This is a genomic window from Coleofasciculus sp. FACHB-1120 (genome assembly GCF_014698845.1).
In the GTDB taxonomy this organism is placed as follows: Bacteria; Cyanobacteriota; Cyanobacteriia; order Cyanobacteriales; family FACHB-T130; genus FACHB-T130.
In genome coordinates this window covers 219754-245321 of the sequence record NZ_JACJTV010000001.1, presented here as the reverse complement: position 1 = coordinate 245321, position 25568 = coordinate 219754, and the positions used below count along the sequence as shown (strand labels likewise).

Here is a 25568-nt window from a genome sequence, read left to right as displayed (position 1 = left end):
TCACCCCTCTTTTTCTAAAGTCACAAAAGAGGGATTAGGTATTTTGCCAAAATCTAAAAACTGATCGCGAATGACTAATTACCGCTTTTTCTGTTTCGCCTTTGTTGCCGCACCGCTCTTTCTTTTTCCTTTTTCTAGTATTGGTGCAACATACTTTAACCACAATTGAGTGTGAGGCCTACCCGCTTGGTTCCACTTATTAACAATCTGCTCAGATTCCCCGGCTTTTTCTAAATACTCCAAGCCATTTGGCAAACCAAGAACAGAAGCTTTTGCTAGATAATATTTACGCTGTTGAGTAGAATCACACCGTTCCCAACATTGCGCGGCACGTTCATACTTCTTGGCGCGGTAGAAACAAGTTCCAGCACGGTAGAGCATCCCATTCCAGCCTTCGCCTAAAGCTTCGAGAACCTCTCCAAATCGCTGCCATTCATTTGGGTGGAGGTTGGTCCCAGCAATTAAAGCCCCAATTCCCGTCGCATATTCCTCCAAAGCTAGTTTCCACTGTCGGCTGTTCCGGTGAATTTCTAACTGGTTGCTTTTGATGCAGTTCTGAAGGAAGTGAGTGAACTCCTTTAAAGAAGCTTGGCTCAATTTTTTGTCCATGAATTGGGCAATCTCCCGCTCTAGTTCCCGACCTGGCGGAGCCTTGTCATGCTTTAACAATGCTGACCAACACATCCCCTGCCAAAAACAATCCCAAGCGTCTTCTGTTTTTCCAAGCAGGAGAAAACGCTGACCGGCATCGCCAAATTTCTGCTCAAATTTGAGTGCCCAAGCTTCACAAATTTCTGCTTTTTTAGCATAAGCGCGATCGCTATAACACTGTCTGGCACGCCTCATGAAATCTGGATCTTCCGAGTTCATTCCCCGGCTCTCAAACTCCTGCGCGATCGAGTGCCAGTCATCTTCTTGCATATCTCGTGCGCTTTCAGGTTTTCCCAAACGGATGGGTTGAACGTTTTCTCTCCAAGCAGGATTTTGTGAATGCTGTAAAAGCACTTCTAAATAAGTTTCTGTGACCCCCCAAAGCCGCTGGTCTCCGATTTGAGAATCAACAACAAATAGACGTTCTTTGGCTCTGGAAGCAGCCACGTAGAGTTTATTAAAGAAAAATTCAAATTCGTATAAACGATCCGCTAAAAGGTCTTTTGAGTCTTCCTGCCGATTGACCAGACTCCAAACAGCTTTGTTACATTCCTCACCAAATTTATAGAGAACGACTCGTTTAAATTCCAATCCTTTAACTGCACTAGCACTTAATACATTTTTGAGCGGTTCTGACTCTGGAATCTCTGCCAAAATTTGAGAAAGAACTGCATCGTTTTGAGCATAGGCAAGCTCTCCCCCTTCTTCACAAGGCACAATAATAATTGTGTCTCTCAGGTAGCGTTTGAGTTGCTCAATTTGAATATTCCGACCAATAATAAATTTTTGCGGAGTGGGAAAGTGACCTTGTTTCCAGGCTGTTTGCGGCTGAAGTGCCGGAATTTTAAACAGAACCTGACGACACAATTGGATCAGGTTAATCGCTTGCACAACCGCAGTACAAGAGCGATAGTTAGACTTCAGCTCCGGGAAATTCATCCGCAGATTTAATCGCTGTGTAGGATCGAGTGCTGCGATCGCTTCATTGTAAAATGCTGCCTGTACGCTCTCCCAACGAAATCCTGTCGGGTTCAAGGTTTGGAAAGGATCTCCAGCAAAAGCAAAAGGCAAATTACGCATAGGCTGGTATCCCAGATCGCACTGAGAGAATGCAGACAGCCGCATAATCAACTGAAGTTCTATCCGAGTGAAATCTTGCGCCTCGTCGCAGAAAATGGCGGTGTACTCAGCACGGTAACACTTGAGTTCCAGCACCAATCTAATCAAGTCTTGATCGTCCCAGTACCCTAGCTCGGTTGTTAGTCGCTTATACCAACGTCCCCAGATGGTTTTGTAAATTTCTTGAAACTGAGCGACTGGGACAGTGCGTTCCTGAGTCGGCACTTCATGCTGGTAGTCTTCTGGAGTCATGTACCTGAGACTGTACCCCTTGATGAACGTTCTAATAACGTGCCAGGAAAGTTCTGGGGAATACACCTGTGCTTGTGGCAGCTTTGAGTCTCGGTAAAGCTGTCGGAAGCGATGGAAAGAAATGTATTTCTGGGAATCGAAACGCTCCTGGAGTGTATGCCGGTAGCCGGTAGGGTTTCCCGCAGAGTAAGGTTGCTGGATCATCCGGTTAGCCAGCGACGCATCGTCTGCTTCTAAAGGAAGTAAGTTTAAAAGAAATGTCCCAAACGGCTGAAAGAAGGCACTGACATCGGGGATTTCCGAACCTTCTGTTCGATCTGCCACAAAGCGGTGATGGAATGTATGCAGACAGCGTACGAACTCTTTCGCCACCTCTAATAGACGCTTATTATAAGTAAGAAAAAGCGGTCTACCTGGAAGTTCTTTTCCCGGTTCGTAGTAATATTTTCGATAACAATAATCTGCAAACAAATACAACAGCATGGTAGATTTACCGCTACCCGCTCGTCCATTTAAGAAAAGCGGCAGACAGTTATTTTCCCGTGCTGATGTTGTTGACACCGAGTTAAGAATTGCCTCTTCTTCTGCTGAAAGGGCTAGATTTACTTCTGCTCCTCTTTGAATGGCAAGCCAACTTTGTTTATCTGTTACTAAGTAACTCGGATAAGACCGTCGAGCAAAGGGAGTGAGTTCATCCAACGTTAAAGGCTTAGATAAAACATTTTTATAACTGTCAAATAAATTGGTTGCCTGTCCTATTTGGGCTATCTCTTCCGTAGAAGGTCGATGAGCAAAAGATGCTAGGAGAAATAATACTTTTCGAGGTGGTGTATCGGCGGTTTCAAGTTGGCTAAATAGCACATAGCAATTATTTTCACCACACAAATACACACCGGGCCAAGCAGCAATTTTCTCAGCGTTCCTCGATTTTTCTTCTATTCCAGAGACAATTTGATAGTAAATTTCCCAGTTTTCTCCGATTTCTGGACTCTTGAACTTAGCAATCCACTCATCACTTTCGTAGAGGATTGCCCAAGAGTCTTTATCCTTTTCTATCTCCCAGCCTGGAGGTTCTAGCCAGGGAAGCAAATCGTCTGGAAGCGGTTCACGTCTTGAAGACACGTTGCTGGCTGAGGGTTGCTGCTGTTGAAGCCAACCAGTTAACGCTTTCTCATCTAATTGGCAGTCAAGATTCTTAGTACCGTACTCTTCTGGGGTTCGCAGGAACTTTTTGTATTCTTTAGAGCCACGGAGAAAAATGTCTAGTAAGCATAGCACCAGGTCGTCCTGTACGGGTCGAATTCTGGCAATGAGGCGTAAATTGTTTTCCCCTCTCCGCTTTAAGTAGGGATAAACCCTCTCAAAACGTGCCTGTGACTCATCAATACTCAAAGGCTCAAGTTCATTGCATAATTTATCTACTTGAGCCTGAACACCGTAGCACAGGGTCTTTCGGTTAAATTGAGAGGTGCGATAGACGTACATAAGTTTGTCTGTAGCTGTTTCTGAGGAAAACAGGCTGAAGCCACTATTACTTATTCTTATGCAGCAACGAAATTACTGTGTAGAATTTTTGTTACATCTTACACAGAATCGGAGTTTTTGCCTCAAAGAGTTGTAATTCGCCTGCCCTTTCAGGTTATGTCATTATCCACTTCTGTTAAAACTTGAGCTTCGCTTCAATCCCTCCGGAGAATAAATTCCCCCCTCTAATCGCTCAAGCCCTCACCTTCTTGCACCAGTCGTATTACGCACTTAGCGCACTTGGGATTTAAAACCCAGGCTTACAGAATCAAGTCTTCTGAAGAAGGCGAAGTAATAATTTCACCCCATTTTAATGGACGTAAGTGATGAGCATTGAGCTTGAGTTTAAGGTAGATGGGCTGACTGAGAAAGGTACAAGATGTCTATTTTAACTACCTTATCCTTAAGCTAAATGCCTATTGATATCTAATTACTCTTTTTTACTCAAACACTTGTCTGAATAGGTAGCTGCACGGTAAATGTAGTCCAACCCTGTGTGCTTTGAACTTGAAGATTTCCTCCAATTTTTTTCACTAAACTCTGTACCAAATATAGACCTAACCCACTTCCTCCTTGGTTCCAGATGTCCGCATTAGGAATGCGATAAAATTTATCAAAAATTCGAGGTAATTCCGTATTTAATATTTCTGCTTGATTAGTAATTTTAAAGCTAATTATTGAATTTAAACAATTAATTTTTGTTGAATTATCTACATAGATACTAATGGATATTTTCCCAAATTGGGGTGTATATTTACAAGCATTACCAATTAATTCTATCAATATCTGTTCTAGACAAAGCCGATCTGAAATCAGTGGAGGAATATCGGGAGGACAATCGATTTTGAGGATTTGTTGGCGCTGGTCTATTCCTGGTTTAAATGGCTCAATTAGCGTCGGAAACCAGTATTGTAAAATCAAAGTCTCTGGAGAAATTGAATTTTTTTCTGATCCTAACCGATGCAAATCTAAGATATTGTTTACTAGCTCTAGCTCCCGAATACATTCAGATTCTAATAAGGCTCTATATTGTTGCTGTTGTTCTTCATTAGAGATGATTTCCAACATTTGGATAATCAACTTCATGTTGGCTAGAGGGGTTCGCAATTCGTGAGAGGCTCTAGCGAGCAAATCATCTTTCTGAATATTGAGCTGCTGGAGTTCTTGGATTTTCCCTTGCAGGAGTGTCACAGCTTCTTGTTTTTTCAGTCTAGTAGCGATCGCGCCTAACAATTCTGCTCTGGTAAACGGCTTCGTCAGATAATCATCAGCCCCCAGCTGCATCCCTTGGCGCAAGTCTTCTCTCTCCGTTTTAGCGGTGAGAAAAATAAAGGGAATTATCGCCGTCATCTGGTCTTGGCGCAATTGAGTTAGCACGCTGTAACCATCAAAATCGGGCATCATGATATCACAAATAATTAAATCAGGTTCGTGTTCCCTTGCCAACTGCACCCCCACTAAACCGTTTTCTGCACCAATGGCATCAAAACCCTCAGCCTTGAGGAGTTTGAGAAGGTTGCTTCTAACGGCTGGCTCATCTTCAATCACCAGAATCTTCTTCACAGGTTTGACTCGTCAATCTGTTATTTAAAGGAAGAACGACTTGAAACGTCGTGCCAATCCCAATTTTACTGGTTAATATCATCCTACCCTGATGTAAGTCTACACACCTTTTCACAATTGCCAGTCCTAATCCCGTACCATTAATGTTGCTGACATTTGTTCCCCGGTGAAACGGTTCAAACAATCGGGATTGATCTGCTAGAGGAATCCCAATTCCTTCATCTTGTATTTCTAAAATAGCCTCTCCATCTTCAGAAGCAAGCTTAAAATAAATATTGCTATTCTCTGGTGAATAATTGATAGCATTTGAGAGTAAATTATTGAGAATTTGTCTCAGCAATTTTTTATCCATACAAGCATTCAGACATGGGGATTGGCTGGTAAAAATAATCTTATGTCCCCTGCTCGCGGTAAGTTGTATTTCGGCAACGATTGCCTGACAGAATTCAATTAGGTCAAGGGTTGCCGGATTAAAGTCTAATCTTCTCGCGTCGGCTTTCCCTAATGTCAGTACATCATTTAATAACTGGGTCATGTGGTGAACCGAGGATTGAATGAGATGAAGTTGTTCTAGTCTTTCCTCTTGATTCCAGAGATTGCCATAATATTCTAATAATTCCGAAGCAGACAAAATAATGCTTAAAGGCGTGCGGAACTCGTGGGAAGTCATGGAGACAAAGCGAGATTTCAGTTCGCTCAGTTCTTTTTCTTTTGCCAAAGCATTCAAAATCTCTTCTTCTGCCTGTTTGCGCTCCGTAATATCTATGCACGAGCCGATGTAACCTGCAAAGCTGCCATCAGGTGTGAAGCGCGGAATCCCCGTATCTAAAACCCAGCGATAATTCCCATCAGCACGCTTGAGGCGGTATTCCACTCGCACTGGTTGGCGAGTATTGAAGGCTGATTTATAGGTGTCCAAACAACGTCGTAAATTATCAGGATGGACACTTTCTAACCAACCGTTGCCCAGTTCTTGTTCAAGGCTACGTCCTGTAAAATCTAACCAAGCTTGATTGAAAAATGTTCCCTTGTAATTAATGTCTGACATCCAAATCAATGCAGGCACGTTGTCAGCCATAATCCGGAAGCGTGTTTCGCTTTCCCGCAACGCTTCCTCCATCTTTTTACGCTTAGTTACATCCAGAGTTAGAGACAGCACCGATACTAAATTGCCCGATTTATCGAATAATGCCGAGTTGTACCATTCGCAATAGACACGGGAACCATCCTTGGTGTAATTGCGGTTTCGGGAAACATTACGCTGCTCTCTGCTATCAATTAACCGCTGAATGACACTATCAACAGTTGGCACGTCTTCAGAAAAGACAAACTGCCACTCAGCGGGATGTTTGCCAATAACTTCCTCCGCTTTCCATCCGAAAACTTTTTCTGCTTCCGACGACCAACGCGACACCCGAAAATTACAATCCCACTCTATGACCGCTAGGGGTGAGTTTTCAAAATGAAAGTTCAGTCTCTGAAGTGCATCCCGGAGCGCTTCTTCTGTCTGTTTTTGCTCAGTAATGTCACGAGCGACACTTAACACAGACTCCACTGACCCATCTAAAGCAAATTCCGGGACGATACGAGCTTGATAGCATTTTCCGCTCATTGGGGACTTGCTTTCCAAAATGTGTGGCTGACCTGTTGTAAATACATCTTGAAGGATTTGTTGAAAAGGAATATAAATTTCTGGTGGGATTCTTAACTCTGGATGAGTTTTGCCGATAAATATTTCTGGGGATATTCCGATTGTTCGCTCTACAGCGGAACTGACATATAAATGTCGCAATTCTTTGTCAAATCGGGAAATGATATCAGGGGAATTCTCAGCCAGTGCTTTAAATCCTTGTTCGCGGCGGTGGAGTGCTTCTTCTGACTGCTTGCGCTCGGTGATATCGACCGCAATCCCGGTTGTTCCGATTACCTCCCCGGTGTTATTAAAAATTGGGGTTTTAATTGTCTCTGTCCATAGCATTTTTCCTTCTTGGTAGACTGCGGGTTCTTCGACACGCTTTCGCTTGCCGATTTTCATCACCTCTCGATCGTCCTCTCGATATCTCTGGGCTAAATCTGGATGCCATATATCTAAATCTGTCTTCCCAATTAAGTCTTCTGGTTTGAGCCCGCAGGCTTTGCCAAATGCCTCGTTGACGGCAATGAATCTGCTTTCTTTGTCTTTTAACCAAGCTAAATGGGGAATATTATCGAGGATTGCTTTCTGCTGGCTGCGCTGCTGTGTTAGCTGTTCCTCTGCGTGCTGGCGTAGCGTAGCGTGCCGCAGGCTTTCACTAATGTCTTCTAAAATTCCAACATGACCGATAAATTCTCCTCGATCGGAGAACATCGGTGAAGACCGAACGTAAACCCAACGCACAATTCCTTCTTTAGTTTGAAAGCGAAACTCGTCAGAGTATTCTCTCTGTTCAGCAGTATGTGCCAACCAATCTGCAAAGACGCGATCGCGATCGCCTGGGTGAACAAACTGCAACCACCCTTCTTGCAAACTCTCCTCTAAGGTGAAGCCACAGATGGCTTGACAGCGGGGATTTGTGTAGGTGCAGCAACCCTCCATATTTGTCAAAAAAATCCCCACTGGCGAGTAGCTACTCAAACAACGGAACCGTTCTTCACTTTCTCTCAACCCATCCAGAGCTTGTTTGCCTTCGATAATTTCTTGCCGCAATTGATTATTGGTTTCTGTTAATGCAATGGTACGTTCCTCAACGCGAATTTCTAAGGCTTCGTTTGCCTGATTCAGTGCAGCTTCAGCAGCTTTGCATTTGGTGATATTGCGGGAATTAACAACAACGTCAGCGATTAATGGGTTAGCCAGCAAATTATGATATTGGCGTAGTAGTCTAGCTTTTTCAGCTTTGAGTTGCCGGATTAATTGTGGTTTTAGCGCAGCCTGCACGGATCTCACTCGTCTTCCCAATCTACGCATATTCTTTTGACCTTCGGAGTAGGTTTAATCGTTAGCAGTGCTGCTATTTTTATCTACCTTAACCGCCTCAATAACGAGAATTACCTAATTGTGGTGAAGGGTATACTTCGCTTAATATTCGCGTTAATTGATTGCTAACCGCTCCTCTTTGTATCCATCTTTACAAAAAATTACTGAAATTAAGACGGGACAAGCGCTCTGTCTAGGTTAGTAGTCTAAATTTGCTACAGTTGTATGATCGATTACGTTCGCCTTTAACAATAAACCCTTTCTCTGGGCAGATTCAACACCTCTTCCTTAGGAAAGGCGAAAGAGCTGCTAATACTGCTTAGATTAAAATCAAACTTTGTACGGAAATTTAATGATGAAAGGAATGAAATCAACGCAAAAATTTGCGTTAATTGTCGGCATTTTCTTTTTCCTGTGTGGTGTAATGGGATTTATTCCAGCCTTTGTGAAAGCGCCTACAGTTACGCCTGATATGGCGGGTCTTGGATACACAAGTGGATACGGTTACTTGCTGGGGTTATTCCCCATCAATGTCTTACATAATGTTGTTCACCTTGTCGTAGGACTGCTGGGAATTTTTGCATCCATCGCCTTAGACAGTTCTCGCCTCTATAGTGGAGTCCTGGGAATTTTTTATGGGGTACTAACGCTAATGGGGCTTTTTCCAGCTACCCAGTCAACTTTGGGCTTGATCCCAATCTTTGGCAATGATGTCTGGCTTCATGCAGTCACCGCCGCGATCGCAGTGTACTTTGGCTTTATTGTTACACCGGATTTATTGGAGCTAAGCACACCACAACAGGGCGGTACTCGTAACGAGGGCTAAAAAAGGGTGGCGTTTAATAGCGGGTCGATTGTCGAATCCGATTGAGTTTTACGTCGCTGATTGCCTTACAGAAAACCAGTATGCCTTTAACTTAGCCGAGGTATTCTGGTTTTCTGTAAGCTTCAAACAGAATTACCGCGCATATTAATCAGCGCATATTAATAACACTTAGATCCAGTCCTAAATAATTCGTAAACGCGAGATCCCCGGCTTCGAGAAAGAAGTCGGGGATCTCAAGGGCTGGCTCACAACTCAAATAGGATTGCTATCTTTGTAACACTTGCATCTGAATCAATTCTTGGCATTTTCGATTTGGCGCACCACGGTGAGAGCGGAGTAGCTGACGCCTGCGGTTCCTTCGCCGGGATGGGTGGAATCTCCCACTAGCCACAAATGATTCACGGGTGTGCGATTGGCAAAGCCAAAGGGACCAAAGGTAGAAACTCGCTGACCAATTCCGCCGACAATCCCGCGATCGCGTGCTGTGAAGCGGGCAAAGGTGCGGGGTGTGGCGGCTTCTTGATGGACGATAGTTTCTGGTGTCAAGTGAAAAAATTGACTCAGGCGAGCGATCGCTTCCTCGGTATATTGTTGCTTTAGCTGTTCATAATCCTCAGATTGCCACCAATTTCGAGTGTCAACAAAGGAAGAGGCGATGATAGTTGCTTTGCCTTCTGGTGCGCGACCATCTCCGGCGTGGCTCACGGAGACAAATAGAGAGTTATTTTCCCCAATCGGGCCATCATAATCGTAGAGAAACTGCAAATGAGGCGGACATCCTGAAGGAATCGCACTTCGATCGACACCTAGATACACCACAAAAGCTCCCGACGATGGGGGCAATTTATCGACTCGACGACGATATCGATTTTGGATTTTGGATGGAGAATTGGCACTCTCTGGTTTCTCTGCTTCCAATTCCAACAGCTGCACCAGATTTTGCGCGGTGACATTGGCAACAACGTGGTCGGCGGGTTCTGTCCAGACAACGCCGGTCTTTTGATTGCGAATGACGACACCAGTGGCTTTGCCATTTGTGGTGTGGATACGTTCAACGGTGTGGCGCATCAACAGCTTGCCACCATCTCGCTCTAAAGAGGAGACTAGGCGATCGCTCAACACCTGCATACTGCCTTTGAGATGAAATAGTCCCTGCGGCTCCTGGGAAACACTCAACGCAGTCGCTGCATAGAGTAGAGCCGTTTCCTCTGCATCTACCTGAGAATAAAGCTTGAGCTGCAAATCCAGAAACGTTCTCAGACGCTGATTATCGCCCAATCCATACCCCCGCAAAGCGTCTCCCACTGTCAAAAAAGTGTAGGGCAAAGTAATCAACGTATCAGGACGAACCGCCGATACCAGCTGCCATAAGTCCCATAAATTTCGCGGCGGTAGCACCGGATCGCGCGATTGAAACGCCCAACTCGCCCGGAATAAAGTCGCCAACAGCTCCCAAAATGGTTCGCTTCCGGGAAACTGCCGCTGACGCTCCTCCTTCCACTTTTGGGGATCGCGCCATACGTTAATTGGTTCGGTTTCTCCCGGTAGATACACCGCACAAGCTGGATCGCAAGGCGTCGCCGCTGGGATTTCAATTTCTAGTTCTCGAAAAATCCGATGATGAATCCCCCCCGGTTCTAGTCCAGCTACCTGAGTCGCTCCCACATCAAAGGTAAATCCTTTGCGTTTAAACGTGGAAGCACATCCACCAGGCACCAGAGCTTGATCCAAAACTAAGACTGGGTAGCCTCGACGAGCCAGTAATGCCCCAGTAGTGAGACCACCAATTCCAGCACCGATAACGACAACATGACGGCTTGGCATGAATTGAGAACGAGGATTCGCTCTTCCGAGACTTAATATTACGTTACATTAAGTTTCGGCTTCCTGACAGGTTCGCGCTCGACGATGAACAATCGGGATTTCAATGCAAAACTCTGTTCCTTGTCCGGGTTCTGAAGAACACGTTAGAATCCCACCGTGCTTCTCGACCACAATTTGATGGCTAATGGATAAACCCAAGCCTGTCCCCTTGCCAACAGGTTTAGTCGTGAAGAAAGGGTCAAATAGTCGTGCCATCGCCTCTGGAGGGATGCCAGACCCATTATCTCGAATCCGAATCACTACCTGAGGACTGCCATCAATTTCGACAACCTCCGTGCGAATTCTAATTGAAGCAACTGGCGCTTGGACATTGGGAATGGGGGGAGTTTGACCTAGCGGAAGAGAGTGCGGAAGACAGTGTGTATGCAAATTCTCAATGGTTGCGATCGCTAAGTGCTGATAGCTGTACTCCTCCAAAACATCAATCGCATTGTTGAGGATATTCATAAACACCTGGTTCATCTGTCCAGCATGACACTCCACAAGCGGGAGATCGCCGTACTCTTTGATCAGCTCAATTCCCTGATTTCCCCCCTTTGCTTTCATTCGATGCTGTAAAATCAGCAGCGTACTATCTAACCCCTCATGAATATCGACCTCCTTCATTTCTGCTTGATCGAGCCGAGAAAAATTCCGCAAACTCAGAACAATCTGGCGAATACGATCTGCTCCTAGCTTCATGGAAGAGAGTATCTTCGATAGGTCTTCTATGACAAAAGTTAGATCGATATTTTCCTTATACGCTTCGATTTCTGGGACTAGATCGGGATAATAACGCTGGTAAAGTTGTAGAAGGTGCAGCAAATTTTGGGTGTATTGCTCTGCGTAAGCGAGATTGCCGTAAATAAAGCTGACTGGATTATTAATTTCGTGAGCAACACCCGCAACTAGCTGCCCCAGACTGGACATTTTTTCGTTCTGAACCAGTTGAGATTGACTACTTTGCAACGCCTGCATCGCTTTTTTCATCTGGATTGCTTGTTGTTGCAGAGCTGCGATCGCGCTGCTTTGGGCAGCTTCCGATTCTCCTAAAGCCTCCAGCGCTTGCTTGCGCTCGGTGATATCTTCGGAAATGCCTAACAAATATTGGGGAATTCCCGATTCGTCGAAAATCGGGATTTTTTTAGTGTGCAGAATCCTCAAACCTTGATGTTTTGTCTGGATTGGCTCTTCCAGAATCTCCAGAAGTTTCCCAGATGCCAACACTTCGCGATCGCGACTTGTGAAGAAATCAGCTTGCTCTGGCGGGAAAATGCCATAGTCGTTCTTGCCTAACACTTCTTCCGGAGAATAACCAGTGAGTTCCTCGTTGGCTTTGTTCCAGAATACAAATCGCAATTCATTCACTTCTTTAATAAAAATCCCAATTGGCAGATTTTCTACGATGGAATTTAATAAGCTTTGAGTGTATGCTGTTGCTTTTTGTGCCTGTTTGCGATCAATAATTTCCCTTTCCAATTGTTGATTCGTCTGCAATAAGTTTTTGCCCCGATCTGTCAAAACTTCCAAATTGGCGTTCGCTCTTTCCAACTCAGCCTGAGCCTGAGCCAGTTGATTTTTAGTGTTCTTTTGGATTTGGAAATTTTCAACTAGGAGCGAGTAGTAACGCCTCAGCGCAATGAAAGCTCCCACGACTACAGCCATGAGTGGAACGAAACCTCCCTGAATTGTCAGTATCATTGGGGAGCCGTTTTGCCCACCAAAGACTAATTTTAAAAGCTGCACTGAATGTTCTACAGCACAGCTAAAGAAGATTGCTAGAGTTACGAGTATCAATGGATTGCTGAGTAGATGCTGCCCTCGGAGAAAACCGCGATAAATCAAAAACGCAGTCGTATAGTAACCAGCCGCAATGATGGTATTTGTACTTCCTGAAAGTACACTCAGCATAAGTACAACTTACTCCACTTAAATGAAGCTTTAGTCTGGTCTAGCAGACTAAACTATAGTATCTGTCTCTAGACGGATAAAGCATTTTAAATTCTTAAATTTATCTAAAGATACGGACTTTTTTCAAATTTTTTAAAACTTAAAATGAATATTTCATAAGAAAGGTATTTCACAATACATAAATAAACAAAGTTTAATCAACAAGCCAAATTTTAAAGAATGATTGACTTTCTTAATTAACTTTAAAAAATGGCACAGAAAGGGAATATGTGTTAAAGCCGATAGGAGCGGGAAACTTTTTAAAAACATCACATCTAGAGCGCGATCGCGCAATGCTGGGGAGCTGGCTGAGGAGACAGGTGCAGACTGAGTAAGATAAAAGGAGAAATAGCCCAGCGACGAAGAACCCATGACCTCAACTCTGCTCAAATCTACGCCACTCAACGCCCCTACTCTCCACCGCCTGCCTAACGGTTTAACGATTGTGGCGGAGCAGATGCCCGTCGAAGCCGTTAACCTGAACGTGTGGATAAACGTCGGCTCATTCGATGAGCCAGATCCCATTAACGGCATGGCTCACTTTCTAGAACACATGGTTTTTAAGGGGACACCAAGGCTCAACAGTGGAGAATTCGAGCGACTGATTGAAGAGCGGGGTGCCGTAACAAACGCAGCAACCAGTCAGGACTATACCCACTACTACATCACAACAGCTCCTAAAGATTTTGCCCATTTGGCACCATTGCAACTAGATGTGGTGCTAAATCCGAGCATTCCAGAGGATGCCTTTCAAAGAGAGCGATTGGTCGTTTTAGAAGAAATTCGCCGCTCGGAAGATAATCCCCGCCGTCGGACTTACCAGCGGGCGATGGAGGTGGCATTTGACACCCTGCCCTACCGGCGTCAGGTACTTGGGCCAGCAGCGGTAATTGAGCATCTGACGGCGCAACAGATGCGCGATTTCCACGCCAGTCAGTATCAACCCCAATCGATAACAGCGGCAGTTGTGGGCAATTTGCCGGTTGAGGAATTAATTGAAATTGTGGCAGAGGGATTGACGGAGATAGGAGTCAGCACTCAGCCGCCAGAAGTCAAAAGTCAGGAAGCGATCGCTTCAACCCTCACTCCCGAACCTGCTTTTAGGGAAATTGTCCGCCGCGAGTATGTTGATGAAAGCTTGCAGCAAGCGCGGTTAGTGATGATGTGGCGAGTGCCTGGAATGGCGCACTTATCCGATACTTACGCGCTGGATGTGTTGAGCGTGATTCTGGGACAAGGTCGAATGTCGCGGCTGTTCCGAGATTTGCGGGAAGACAGGCACCTGGTGACAAATATTGGGGTGAGCAATATGAGCCATCGGCATCAAGGCATCTTCTATATTGGGGCGCAGTTGCCGGTAGAGAATTTGGCAGAGGTAGAAGCGGCGATTCTGGCTCATATTCGCACCCTCCAGACAGAACCCGCGAGTGAGGCAGAGATTTCCCGCTTCCGGACGCAAGTAGCGAATCGGTTTGTCTTCGGGAATGAAACGCCAAGCGATCGCGCTAACTTATACGGCTACTATCAAACCATGATGGGTGACTTGGCTCCAGCATTGAATTATCCGGCTCGAATTCAAGCATTGGAAGCGGCGGATCTCCAGTCAGCGGCTCAACAGTATCTCTCTTGCGATGCTTATGGTGTGGTTGCGATCAAGCCAGTTAGCTAGTTTTTTTTACGCAAAGGTACGCAAAGAAGTCAATCTAGTTTTGCGTGCCTTCGCGTGACTCTGGGTTAAAATTTCTCCCATGTGGACAGAAATAGACGCTCAAATCACTCGCCTAACGGGTGAAAAGTTTCAAAGTCAGCACCGGCAATCGGTGAGTGGTGGTTGCATCAATCAAGGCTATGCCGTCAGCGATGGAAAACGCACCTACTTCATCAAAATCAACCAAGCGTCTTTGGTTGATATGTTTGAGGCAGAGGCGCTGGGACTCCAGCAAATGCAGGAAACTCACACGATTCGGGTGCCAAAACCGATTGGCTGGGGCACCGGGGGGAATTCTGCTTATATCGTACTGGAGTGGCTGGAAATGGGGCGCGGCGACACCCATTCTTGGGAAGAAATGGGGCGGAAGTTAGCGGCGATGCACAAATGCGCTGGAAAAGACGCCTTCGGCTGGGACAGAAATAACACCATTGGCTCCACGCCACAAATCAACACTTGGACAGCCGATTGGGCGGAATTCTATGCCAAGCATCGTCTCGGCTATCAATTTCAGCTAGCAAAGCGTCGCGGCGGTCATTTTCCCCAACAGGAGAAATTGCTGGCGACAATTCCCGAACTGCTAGCGGATTACCACCCTCAACCATCCCTAGTTCACGGCGATTTGTGGGGAGGAAATGCAGGCTTTACGGCATCGGGAGAACCCGTCATTTTTGATCCAGCGGCATATTATGGCGATCGCGAGGTTGATATCGCCATGACAGAACTTTTCGGTGGCTTCCCCGCAGCCTTTTATCGCGGCTATAACGAAGTATTTCCTCTAGATCCAGGCTACGAGCGCCGGAAAACCCTCTACAATCTCTATCACATCCTTAATCACTTTAATTTGTTTGGCGGCGGCTACAGTTCGCAAGCCAACGGGATGATTGAGCGTATTTTGAGATAGTAGAGAGAGATAGTAGAGACGCGATTAGTCGCATCTTTCCGAGAGGTTATTAATGCAATTATGCCCCTCGATTCTGATTCTTGACAGCTTCAGCCAGAACCTCTACAGCTTTCGCTTTTTGAGGGTCGCTTCCCTGAGCATATTCTAACTGGAACGGCACTTCTATATCTGGTTTCACGCCCTTTCCTTCTAAGCGTTCTCCATTCACATAAATATCAACGACCGCCAGATAAAGAAGATTACCATCTTTGAGCAAGAAAGGACGAGCCGCAACAACTGCTCCTGCTGTTTGACTACCAACGACTTTTCCAATTCCATACTGCTCAAAACCATAAGCTAAAATTTCTTTTCCGCTTCTGGTTCCCTTATTCACCAGCATCACAACGGGTTTTCTCCATTGATAATCTAAGGTAGTTTTTATTCCATCTCTGGGAATTTGGGTTAATACTGGAACTTTTTCGGAAAAAATACTCAGATAATTCGGAGTAGCTCCACCCCAGCCATCTCTTAGGTCTAAAATTAATCCATCTGCATCTTTAAGGCGTCCATAAGCAATTTCTTCTTCCAGTAATTCCTGATATTTATCGCCAGCATACGACCAGATATGAACATAACCCAGTTTTCTTCCATTGCTTTCGATTATTTCGATGCTCGACCGCATTGCATCTAAGAAAACTGTAGTAGGTTTTATTATTTTTGGAACTACAGTTACCTTCTTATTGCTGTTTGCATCGGGAGTCCGTTGAATCGATATACTAACTTGTTGTCCTGCTTTATTAACAAAAGATTCGATTGGCTGGTACGGATTGCCATCAACGGCTAATATTTGGTCGCCTACTTTGAGTCCCGCTTGAGCAGCAGAACTTTTATCGAGAATAGCAGTGATAAACGTCTTCCCATTTATCTCTTTAGTGAAAGCTCCGATGCCAGTGTACTCTAAGCCTTTGGGAAATAACTTTTGAATTTTTTCTAAAAAGTAACCCTGATTAAATATCCCCAAAAGCTGATAGTAAGCGGGTTCCGTCTTCGGATAGAAGCCGATATGAGAAGTATGTAACTCAGACAGCATTTGATTGATGACAACTGCTGCTTCATCAATAGACTTTGCCTGCTTGACTGAAGGTTTATACTTCTCTCGCATGGCTTTCCAGTCAACCCCATTGAATTTGGGGTCAAAAAAATTGTCATTGACGGTTTGCCAAACTTCCTCAAAAACAGCTAACGTTGGTGATTCTTGAAGTCTTGAAGTGATAGGCAAGAGAAAAAATGATAAGGCAAGAATGACTAAAAGACTAAGGCTTAAAGTAGCTAAAAAGCGGTTAGTTTTTTTAATGGTTATCATTGTTTTATTATTTAAAGTTAACCTCAGTCAGTATAGCTCATCATCTAGTTAAAATTGGGTATAAATCTTCCCATTTTTACAAAAAAATGCTAGTGGCTATAAACCGCAACTACACAGACAAAACCCGCCGACGCGGGTTTCAAACTCATTACTAGATGTTGTAGAGTAGGCGCTGCTAATCAATGGTTCTACAGATAGGTTTGTTTAGGTACAGTTACCTAAATTATGGTATGCGAATGAAGCGATCGCGTATCCTACATCCTCATACCGAACTCTATTATAATTGCGCGATACTAATATGCCGAGGCTGAGTTTTAACTCGTTCTATCCAATCTTGGATTGCCGGAAATCTTGTTAAATCAAATCCCCCTTCATCCGCCACATGGGTGTAAGCAAACAATCCAATATCAGCAATCGTATAGCGTTCCCCTACAAAAAAATTACAATTTGTTAAATGTTTTTCCATAACCGTTAGCGCTGCATAACCGGGTTCGCGCTTTTGATTAAGTGCCTCCTTATATTCTTCCGGCTTGCCAAGGATAGAAATCCAAAACCGGGAAGTAGCAATATAAGGCTCATGGCTATACTGCTCGAAAAACAACCATTGCAACACTTTTGCGCGTTCAAAACGGTCGCTTGGTAAAAAATCAGTTCCTTCGCTCAGATAAAAAAGAATTGCGTTGGATTCCGCCAGGAATTGACCTGATTCCGTTTCCAATACTGGAATTCGCCCGTTGGGATTCTTGCTTAAAAATTCAGGAGTCCGAGTTTCGCCTTTGAGAATATTTAGTTCTATACTCTCAAAGGGAATTTCTAGTTGAGTTAGTAAAAGACGAATTTTATAGCAATTTCCAGAAGAGAAAAATTGATACAATTTGAGCATATTTATACCTAAACTACTTCAAGAGTAGATTTTGGGATGCGATCGCTTGCGGGTTATTTCCAGAGACGAGGCGCGATCGCAGCTAGCAGCAACAAAAATATAATTTCCAGTAGATAACTGATAAAAACGCTGCGATTGAGCAAACCATCCCACAGATAACCGCGACGTTTTGGGGCGGGTGTGCGCTTAAAGGCACTCGCCCAGCCGCCAAAAATCGCAGGGCTACGGAGATGATAATCGTTGCTCAGGATAGTTTCAATCTCCGTGACGCGAGGGTAAAAGCCACGTTGAAAGTGCTTCCATTGACTTTCGAGAATCCAGAAAAATAGGGGAATGGCACAACCAATTAAAGGAACTACGCTTGATTTGTGCTGTAGCATCAAACCTAAAACAGCCCCAGTGCCACCGATACCAAGGGCTTTGATCGTCCAGATTTGCTTGTTGTAGTCTTCAATCGTGTTTTGTAGGAAAAAGTATTCCTGTTTGAGTAGTTCTAATTCTGATGTATTTGGTGGCTGGGGTTGAGAGTCGGCGGTTGGTGGGTTAGACATTGGGCAGGTCAGAGGATACTGAGATTAAGATAAGTCAGGACATGACGCCACGGGTAGCTGACACTAGGACTTTTTGATTGTGCCTTATCCTTGCCAAGAGTTTAAACCTGGGAATTGATTAAAGGCGAATCGGGGCGATCGCTACCTCCTCAACCTAGCTATATTTTCACTCAGCATGATTGACTGGAAGCCATACCTAGAAGCCCTCTGCAATCAATACGCCCAATGGTGGAAAGTCTACACGCTGACGGATGTAGTCGGACGCCAACGGGTTGAGGTGGAATCACCGCTACTGCTTGATTTTATGGTGGAGACGGTGCAACCTGCCAAGGGAGAAGCCGGCGAAGCACAGCAGAAAGCTGAGCGTTTGGGGGTGCTGGAAGGGTTGTGGAAATATGCCGCAGATCATGTGTTGTTGGTGGGGCGTCCCGGTTCCGGGAAATCGACGGCACTGGCGCGGTTGTTGTTGGAAGAAGCGCAAGCCAGCCGGGAAATAAATTCCCTGGCGGATTCACGCATCCCTGTATTAGTAGAATTGCGCTACTACCAAACCTCCGTCCTAGACTTAATTCGGGACTTCTTGAAACAGCATGGATTGTTTCTCAACACTTCCGAGATTGAAAGGCTGCTGTTCGAGAAGCAATTTTTGCTGCTGGTGGATGGCATTAATGAATTGCCCTCGGAAGCTGCTAGGCGGGATTTGAAGGCTTTTCGGCAGACGAATGCTGCCACGCCGATGATTTTCACGACGCGGGATTTGGGGGTAGGGGGCGACTTGGACATTGCCAAGAAGCTGGAAATGCAACCCCTGAGTGAAGCGCAGATGCAGCAGTTTGTCCGCGCCTATCTGCCCCAGCAGGGAGAGCAGATGTTGAGACAGTTGGGCGATCGGTTGCGGGAACTTGGGCAAACACCTCTGCTGTTGTGGATGCTGTGTTCCCTGTTTAGGGCTATGGGGAAGGTGCCGCCGAATTTGGGTTTAGTGTTTCGTCAGTTCACTCAGAGTTATTATGACAAGCTGAAACAGGATGTCCCGGTTAGTGATGAGTCGCGGCGCTGGTGTCAGTTAATGTTGCAGCATCTTGCTTGGAGAATGACACAGGGGCGGGAGGCGACGGAATTACAAGTTGCTATTTCCCGACACGAGGCAGAGGAAATTTTAACAGCCTATCTACGGAATGAGGGGTTTGCTCAACCCCGTAACTGCGCTATGGAATGGCTAGCAGATTTACTTAAGTATCACCTGCTGCAACTGGGAACCAAGAATCAGATAGAGTTTCGCCATCAATTAATTCAGGAACATTGCACGGCAGAAACTCTGCTGAAGCTATTACCAAGTCTCAGTGATGACGAATTGAAACGGGAGTATCTGAATTATCTGAAATGGACAGAACCCCTGGCACTGATGCTGGAGTTGGTAGAGGATGAGGCGCAGGCGGTACGAGTGGTGAAGTTAGCCTTAGAGGTGGATTTGAGGTTGGGGGCGAGGTTGGCAGGAGCCGTAAAACTTGAATTTCAAAAGGCAGCAGTTAGTTTAGTTGCTAGCTTAGAAATTTGCCAACAATTTAAGATTTTACTTCTTGGTGTAACACGTTCTGATGGTGCAATTTTTGCTCCGCTCCAAGGTATAGAGCATGAAGACTCTCAAGTTCGTGAGAGTGCTATCTATGCGTTGGGGCAAATTGGGAGTGAAACTACCATTATGACTCTACTTAATGCCTTGAATGATGAAAATTCTCTTGTTCGTCAAAATGCCGTAGAGATGTTAGGGCAAATAGGTGGTAAGGCTGCAATTCCAGCTCTGCTTCAAGCCTTGAATGACGAAGATTCTGGTGTAACTATGCATGCTACTTGGGCATTGGAAAAAATTGGTAATGATGCTGCTATCTCAGCTTTGCTCCAATCTCTAGAACACAAATCACCCACTGTTCGTCAAACCGTTCTCAGTGTATTAGAAAGAATCGATTGTGATCTTGCATTTTCGGCTTTGTTCAAAGCCTTGAATGATGAAGCCTCTATCGTTCGTGTCAATGCTACTCTTGGATTGGGAAGACTCGGCAGCATGGGCAATCAGTCAGCAATATCTGTTCTGCTCCACCATGCTCTAAAGCATCAAGACTCTCAGGTTCGTGAGCGTGCTATCTATGCATTAGGGCTAATCGGTAGTGAGATTGCGATTCCAGCTTTGCTTGAAGCAGTGAGAGATAAAGATGCCTGTATTCGTATGCGTGCCGCCTCTGCCTTGTACAGGATTGGCGATGAGTCGGCAATTTTTATTCTGTTGCAAGCTTTGAAAGATAAAGACTCTCATGTTCGGAGGAGAGCTGCCGAGGCGTTAGAGGATACCCGCAGTGAGGTTGCTATTCCAGCTCTGCTGGAAGCTTTGAAAGATAAAAACTACGGTGTTCGTATGTGTGCCACCTCAGCCTTAGGCAATATCGGCAGTGAGATTGCGATTCCAGCTTTGCTTGAAGCTTTGAAAGACGAACACCCTCATGTTCGGCTACGTGCCAGTTTTGCCTTAGGTCATATCGGCAGTGATATTACGATTCCAGCTTTGCTTGAGGCTTTGAAAGATAAGGATTACACGGTTCGGAAAAGTGTTGCTCAAACGTTAGGGTGGATTGGAAATGAGATTGCTATTCCAGCTCTGCTTGAGGCTTTGAAAGATGAAGAGTTTTGGGTGCGTCGCAGTGCAACTGAGGCATTAGAAAAATGCAGTAGCCCTAAGATACTGCCTCGTTTGTGTGAGTTTCTATTAACAACTGTAGACAGTAGTTTACTTCGTTGGGTACTCAATACAATTGCTGCAATTCAAGAGCGCTGCAAATTCTACAACTACACCCTTACTGAAGCAATCCTTGTCCCAGAAACTCAACTCAAAATTCCACCAATTCAGCTCATCTTCACTTCCCTCATGCACATCCTCCACCTCAGCGACCTCCACTTCGGCACCCTCGACCAAGCCAATCTTTGGTCTAATCAACTCGCAGCAGATTTATACAACGACATCAACATCTCTCACCTAGACGCCCTCATCCTCTCTGGCGACATCGCCAACTACTCGACAGACGACGAATACAAAGCCGCCGCACAATTTCTCGACAACCTTCGCCAAGACTTGCCCCTAAACCCAGAGCAAATTATCCTCGTTCCCGGCAACCACGACCTCAACTGGAAACTCGCAAAAAAAGCATACAAACCCGTTTACCGCGAAGACTACGACGGACAACTTATTGATGGTCACTACATTGAAGAGAGTGCAAGCGTCATCGGTGTTCGCGACGAAACCGAATATAAACAGCGCTTTGCCCACTTCAGCTCTTTCTATAAAACCATCAAACAAAACCCCTATCCCCTCGAATACGACCAGCAATATACCCTAGACCACCTACCAGAACAAAACCTGCTCATCTTGGGTCTAAACTCCGCTTGGGAACTCGACCACCACTACAAAACCCGCGCCAGCATCAACACGAACGCCCTCAGCAACGCCCTCACCCAAATTCGCCGCAACCTAGACTACAAAAATTGCCTGAAAATCGCCGTTTGGCACCATCCCCTCGATAGTGCTTACTCAGACCGCATCACCGACCAAGGATTCCTAGAACAACTCGCCGTCAATGGATTCCGCCTCTTCCTGCATGGACACATCCACAAAGCCGAAACCAGCCTCTTCCGCTACGACATGAGTAGCGACGGGCGAAAATTAGACCGGATTTGTGCCGGAACCTTTGGCGCACCTGTACGCGAGTGGGTGCCTGGTTATCCCCTTCAGTACAACCTGCTGAAATTTGAAGACAACCAACTCACCGTTTACACTCGCCGCCGCGAAGAACTCAATGGTGCATGGAAACCCGATGCACGCTGGCTTCAGGGTGCGGGGAAAACCCCGTTAGATTATTATGCGATCGCCTTATGACATCAACAAAGACGCGATCGCATCCTTCAAATCAAAAGCGATCGCACTCTTGATTCCCAAGTGCGATCGCTTCTTATCTTCCAAACACCTATCTGGTGAGATTTTTCCTCGCCCGTTCAGAACGCGACTCAGCTGATTCCATTACCTCAGCCATATTTTCCAGCACTTCTCCTGGATGATTTTCTAAGACTCTGGTAGACAAAGAAACCCGACCTTTACCTTCATCGATATCAACAATCAACGCTTTGATTACTTGACCCACCTGAAATAATGATGCTAGAGATTCGATGTAGGTTTGGCTTACTTGTTTAATATGCAGCAAACCAGTAATTCCATCCAAATCAACAAACACACCGAAGGGCTTCACCCCAGTAATTTTCCCTTCGACTAACTGCCCAACTTCTATCTGAGTGATGGCAACAGAACGAGTCGCTTGCCGTTGAGAAAGCACCAGTTTGTTCGTGTCAGCAGAAACCTCCAAAAAGCTAGCCGTTAGCTTTTCACCAACCAGGGACTCCAGGTTATCGCGTTCCACCAAGTGCGATCGCGGAATAAACCCCCGCAACCCCTGCACTTCTACCGTAACGCCCCCCTTATTGATGCCAGTGACACGGGCTTGCACTGTTTGATTCGCTTCCTGCATATCAGCCAGGTTATCCCACGCCTGCTTGATCTCCATTTGCCGCACTGAAAGCGTCACCTGACCATCTGCATCTTGCTCTCGGATAATCAGGAAATCCCGTTCTTCCTGCAACGGCAGCACAATCGATAAATCTGTTACCCGTCTCAACGACGCCTCATCAACAGGTAAAAAAGCCAAAGACTTGCCGCCAATGTCTACATAGGCACCATCACTTTCGTGGGTTTCCACTTTACCGCGCACGACTTGCCCCTTGTGAAATTGGTAGTCGTGTTGTTCGAGAGCTTTGGCAAAATCGTCCATAGAAAATGAGGATTTTGCATCTTGAGAAGAGGTCGATTTGGAATTCATGACAACTTAGTTGATTGAAAAAAAGTAATTCCCAACTCGCTGATTGCTAGTGTGGGAAAAAATTTATGCCGCTTGAAGTTCGTGTTCAAACAGCTGTTTTACCTGCTTCCAGGCATCGGCGGCTGTGGTGTCATTGTAACTGGCGCGATGGTCGCAGAAAAACCCGTGTTCAGCTCCATCGTAGCGAAAGACACGATGGGGAATGTGGTGTTTCTCTAGCTCCGCTTCAATTTGATCTACCTGTTCGACGGGGATGCTAGCGTCCTCCATGCCGAAAAAGGCGTAAAGCGTGCCTTTGATGTCTTTTGTGCGTGCGATGGTTGGTTCGCCGCCGCCGGGAGTGTTCGTGGCAACGCCAGCACCGTAGAATGATGCTGTGGCTTTGATATCGGGTAAAGTAGCGGCGAGGTAAGCAACGTGACCCCCAAAGCAGAAGCCGATGCAGCCAAAGACAGGTTTTACTTCGGGCAAGGCTTTGAGGTAATTAATTGCCGCCTGGATATCGCCGAGTAGTTCTGAGGCTTGAGTTTGGTCTTTGTACTGTCTGCCAATTTGAATGTCTTCTGGAGTGTAGCCGGTTTCAAAACCCGGTGCTTGGCGTTGAAAGATTGCTGGCGCGATCGCTACATAGCCTTCCTTGGCAATTCGTTCCGTTACCTCCCGGATGTGGGCATTCACCCCAAAAATTTCCTGCAACACCACAATACCGGGAAAAGACCCCTCCCCTTCCGGCATTGCCAGGTAAGCCGCAATTTCTAGATCGCCATTGGCAATTTTGAGGTTTTTTGTCCGAATCTTGCTCTCTGTCATGATAATTCTTCTGTGTCCTCTGCCGTTTTTTTAGCAGATAGTGCTACTATTTTGTCTACCAGCAAAGTGCCCTACTTTTTACCGGAATAAAGTATTTAAAACTTCATGGAAGTGCTGCACAAATTATCGCATTTTTTTATGAAGAAATTTTATATAAACCAAACCATAGCTTGTTTGTTTAAAAGATTCTATATTTTAAATAATTTGTAATCTTCGGCAGCTCTATTGTATAGTTTTGTGCGGTTATTGAAGAGTTGCTGGCTGCCGAAAAAAGGGAGATTTAGGGGGGTGAGTCAAGAACAATAACTAGGTTTTGTAATCATTAAAAACTCAAAAATTATCAAGGGGTAAGGGAAGGAGTTCAACCTTGGCAGACTGGAAAGAAAAAGAAAAACCAACCGGATTATTCACTCAGCAACTTACCTGCATCGCTATCGTTACCTTAACGGCGCTTATCGTCAATAAAATCATCAAGCCGTCACCTCAACCTTCCCCTCAGGATCAGTTTGCGATAGAGGTTCGTCAGGACAAGCCGGAAGCTCAACAACTCCCTCAACAACGCCCCAGTGTCGAACCCGAAACTTCGTCGCCGAGGGAAATAATACCGCCAGCGAGTAGCGGTATAGCCGAAAGAGTAGACGCCTCGCGATCGCCCATACACTTGGAGATCGCACCATCCAATCCAGTTCAGCAACTACTCCCCATTGTCGAACCGGAAAATCTACCGAGTGAAACAACACCTTCTGCGATCGCTCTCCCACCCGCATCTGAAAAAACCTTCCCAGTGCCTATCGAATATCAAGGAAAAACCATTTATCGGGTAACGCCGAAGAATAAAATCATCGCCCTCACTTTTGATGATGGCCCTTGGGGTAAAACGACATTGCAAGTGCTGGACATCCTCAAGAAAAATAACATAAAAGCCACATTCTTCTGGGTAGGAGAACAACTGCAAAGTTATCCAGCCGTAGCTCAACGAGTGGTTGCGGAAGGTCACGCCATTGGCAACCACACCTGGCATCACTCTTATCGTCAGATGGACGAGGCTACGGCGGCAAGGGAAATAGACGATACAGCCGCACTCATCTACAAGACAACCGGAGTCACAACCGCTTACTTCCGCCCTCCCGGCGGCAACTTACAAAATGGACTAGCAGCTTACGCCCAAAAGAACAACTACGCCGTGATGATGTGGTCGATTAACTCCGCGGACAGTCGTCGCCACCGCCTCTCCGCACCCAAATTGGTCAAAAACATTCTCAAGAGTGCCTTTCCCGGCTCTATTGTGCTGATGCATGATGGTGGCGGCAACCATTCGACAACGGTTCAGGCTTTACCCCAGATCGTTGAAAAACTCAAAAAGCAGGGATATGAGTTTGTCACCCTGCCAGAACTCCTCCAGAGGCAAGAAACGATAGATGCCCCTAACTCCGTCTCTACTGGGGAAGCAGAAACACAGATTCCCCCTTTATTGGAGGAATTTCCGCACTCACCCGGAGAACAACCCGAAAATTATTTTCCTGAGTGAGTGCGCTCTAGACTTATTTTGCTCAAAGCGCTCTCAGACCTAACAAGAACAGCGCCTTCCCTACCTTTCTAAGGGGAGAAATCTTCAAAGTCCCTCTCCGTATCGGAGAGGGGTTTGGGGAGAGTCTGCCGACTTGGGTGTACACCGCAGGTCAATTGAGGAGGAAACAGGATATTGAAAAACCAGCGTGATAACTCAGCTTCTGTAGCGCATTATGCTATTAAA

At 45.7% G+C, this 25568-nt stretch carries 15 protein-coding genes; 5 read left to right on the top strand and 10 right to left on the bottom strand.

What is annotated here, in order from left to right; genetic code table 11:
* Positions 1 to 78: 78 nt before the first annotated feature.
* The 3 genes from H6H02_RS01055 to H6H02_RS01045 all read right to left on the bottom strand — a co-directional run bounded on the left by H6H02_RS01055 (position 79) and on the right by H6H02_RS01045 (position 8056).
* Positions 79 to 3507, bottom strand: coding sequence for a hypothetical protein (locus tag H6H02_RS01055; RefSeq protein WP_190813787.1), 3429 nt, complete (start codon positions 3505 to 3507; stop codon positions 79 to 81).
* A 483-nt stretch (positions 3508 to 3990) separates the two neighbouring features.
* Positions 3991 to 5109 (bottom strand): response regulator, encoded by a 1119-nt coding sequence (locus H6H02_RS01050; RefSeq protein WP_190813785.1) that lies wholly within the window; start codon positions 5107 to 5109, stop codon positions 3991 to 3993.
* Positions 5087 to 8056 carry a PAS domain S-box protein gene (locus tag H6H02_RS01045; protein ID WP_190813783.1) on the bottom strand — a complete coding sequence of 990 codons (2970 nt, stop codon included), beginning with the start codon at positions 8054 to 8056 and terminating at the stop codon, positions 5087 to 5089. Before H6H02_RS01045 ends, H6H02_RS01050 begins: the two co-directional genes overlap by 23 nt.
* A 373-nt stretch (positions 8057 to 8429) precedes the next feature.
* On the opposite strand from H6H02_RS01045, the gene H6H02_RS01040 reads away from it, so the two are divergent.
* The gene (locus tag H6H02_RS01040; protein ID WP_242040495.1) at positions 8430 to 8891 is read left to right on the top strand and encodes a DUF4383 domain-containing protein; all 462 of its coding nucleotides are present in this window, start codon (positions 8430 to 8432) and stop codon (positions 8889 to 8891) included.
* Between the two features lie 291 nt (positions 8892 to 9182).
* Here the strand turns inward: H6H02_RS01040 and crtD are convergent, their stop codons facing one another.
* Both crtD and H6H02_RS01030 read right to left on the bottom strand, forming a co-directional pair.
* On the bottom strand, positions 9183 to 10715 hold the full coding sequence (crtD, locus tag H6H02_RS01035; protein ID WP_190813779.1) for a C-3',4' desaturase CrtD: 1533 nt from the start codon (positions 10713 to 10715) through the stop codon (positions 9183 to 9185).
* A gap of 48 nt (positions 10716 to 10763) precedes the next feature.
* Complete coding sequence (locus H6H02_RS01030) at positions 10764 to 12665, bottom strand: ATP-binding protein (RefSeq protein WP_190813777.1); 1902 nt, start codon at positions 12663 to 12665, stop codon at positions 10764 to 10766.
* 409 nt (positions 12666 to 13074) lie between these two features.
* Between H6H02_RS01030 and H6H02_RS01025 the strand changes: the two genes are divergently transcribed.
* Both H6H02_RS01025 and H6H02_RS01020 read left to right on the top strand, forming a co-directional pair.
* The gene (locus tag H6H02_RS01025) at positions 13075 to 14373 is read left to right on the top strand and encodes a pitrilysin family protein (protein WP_190813775.1); all 1299 of its coding nucleotides are present in this window, start codon (positions 13075 to 13077) and stop codon (positions 14371 to 14373) included.
* 79 nt (positions 14374 to 14452) lie between these two features.
* Entirely contained in the window at positions 14453 to 15316 is an 864-nt protein-coding gene (locus H6H02_RS01020) for a fructosamine kinase family protein (RefSeq protein ID WP_190813773.1), read from the top strand.
* A 58-nt stretch (positions 15317 to 15374) separates the two neighbouring features.
* Here the strand turns inward: H6H02_RS01020 and H6H02_RS01015 are convergent, their stop codons facing one another.
* The 3 genes from H6H02_RS01015 to H6H02_RS01005 form a co-directional block, all read right to left on the bottom strand.
* Positions 15375 to 16574, bottom strand: coding sequence for a S41 family peptidase (locus H6H02_RS01015; RefSeq protein ID WP_242040494.1), 1200 nt, complete (start codon positions 16572 to 16574; stop codon positions 15375 to 15377).
* A gap of 361 nt (positions 16575 to 16935) precedes the next feature.
* Entirely contained in the window at positions 16936 to 17541 is a 606-nt protein-coding gene (locus H6H02_RS01010; protein ID WP_190813769.1) for a glutathione S-transferase family protein, read from the bottom strand.
* Positions 17542 to 17594: 53 nt separating this feature from the next.
* Entirely contained in the window at positions 17595 to 18092 is a 498-nt protein-coding gene (locus H6H02_RS01005; RefSeq protein WP_190813767.1) for a hypothetical protein, read from the bottom strand.
* 175 nt (positions 18093 to 18267) lie between these two features.
* Here H6H02_RS01005 and H6H02_RS01000 point away from each other — a divergent pair, with 175 nt between their 5' ends.
* On the top strand, positions 18268 to 22014 hold the full coding sequence (locus tag H6H02_RS01000) for a HEAT repeat domain-containing protein (protein WP_190813765.1): 3747 nt from the start codon (positions 18268 to 18270) through the stop codon (positions 22012 to 22014).
* 88 nt (positions 22015 to 22102) lie between these two features.
* Here the strand turns inward: H6H02_RS01000 and H6H02_RS00995 are convergent, their stop codons facing one another.
* Positions 22103 to 23005: a S1 RNA-binding domain-containing protein gene (locus tag H6H02_RS00995; RefSeq protein ID WP_190676916.1), complete on the bottom strand. Its 903-nt coding sequence runs from the start codon at positions 23003 to 23005 to the stop codon at positions 22103 to 22105.
* A 63-nt stretch (positions 23006 to 23068) separates the two neighbouring features.
* Positions 23069 to 23815 carry a dienelactone hydrolase family protein gene (locus tag H6H02_RS00990; RefSeq protein ID WP_190813763.1) on the bottom strand — a complete coding sequence of 249 codons (747 nt, stop codon included), beginning with the start codon at positions 23813 to 23815 and terminating at the stop codon, positions 23069 to 23071.
* Between the two features lie 367 nt (positions 23816 to 24182).
* Here H6H02_RS00990 and H6H02_RS00985 point away from each other — a divergent pair, with 367 nt between their 5' ends.
* Positions 24183 to 25343, top strand: a complete 1161-nt coding sequence (locus H6H02_RS00985; protein ID WP_242040493.1) for a polysaccharide deacetylase family protein — start codon at positions 24183 to 24185, stop codon at positions 25341 to 25343.
* Positions 25344 to 25568: the final 225 nt, after the last annotated feature.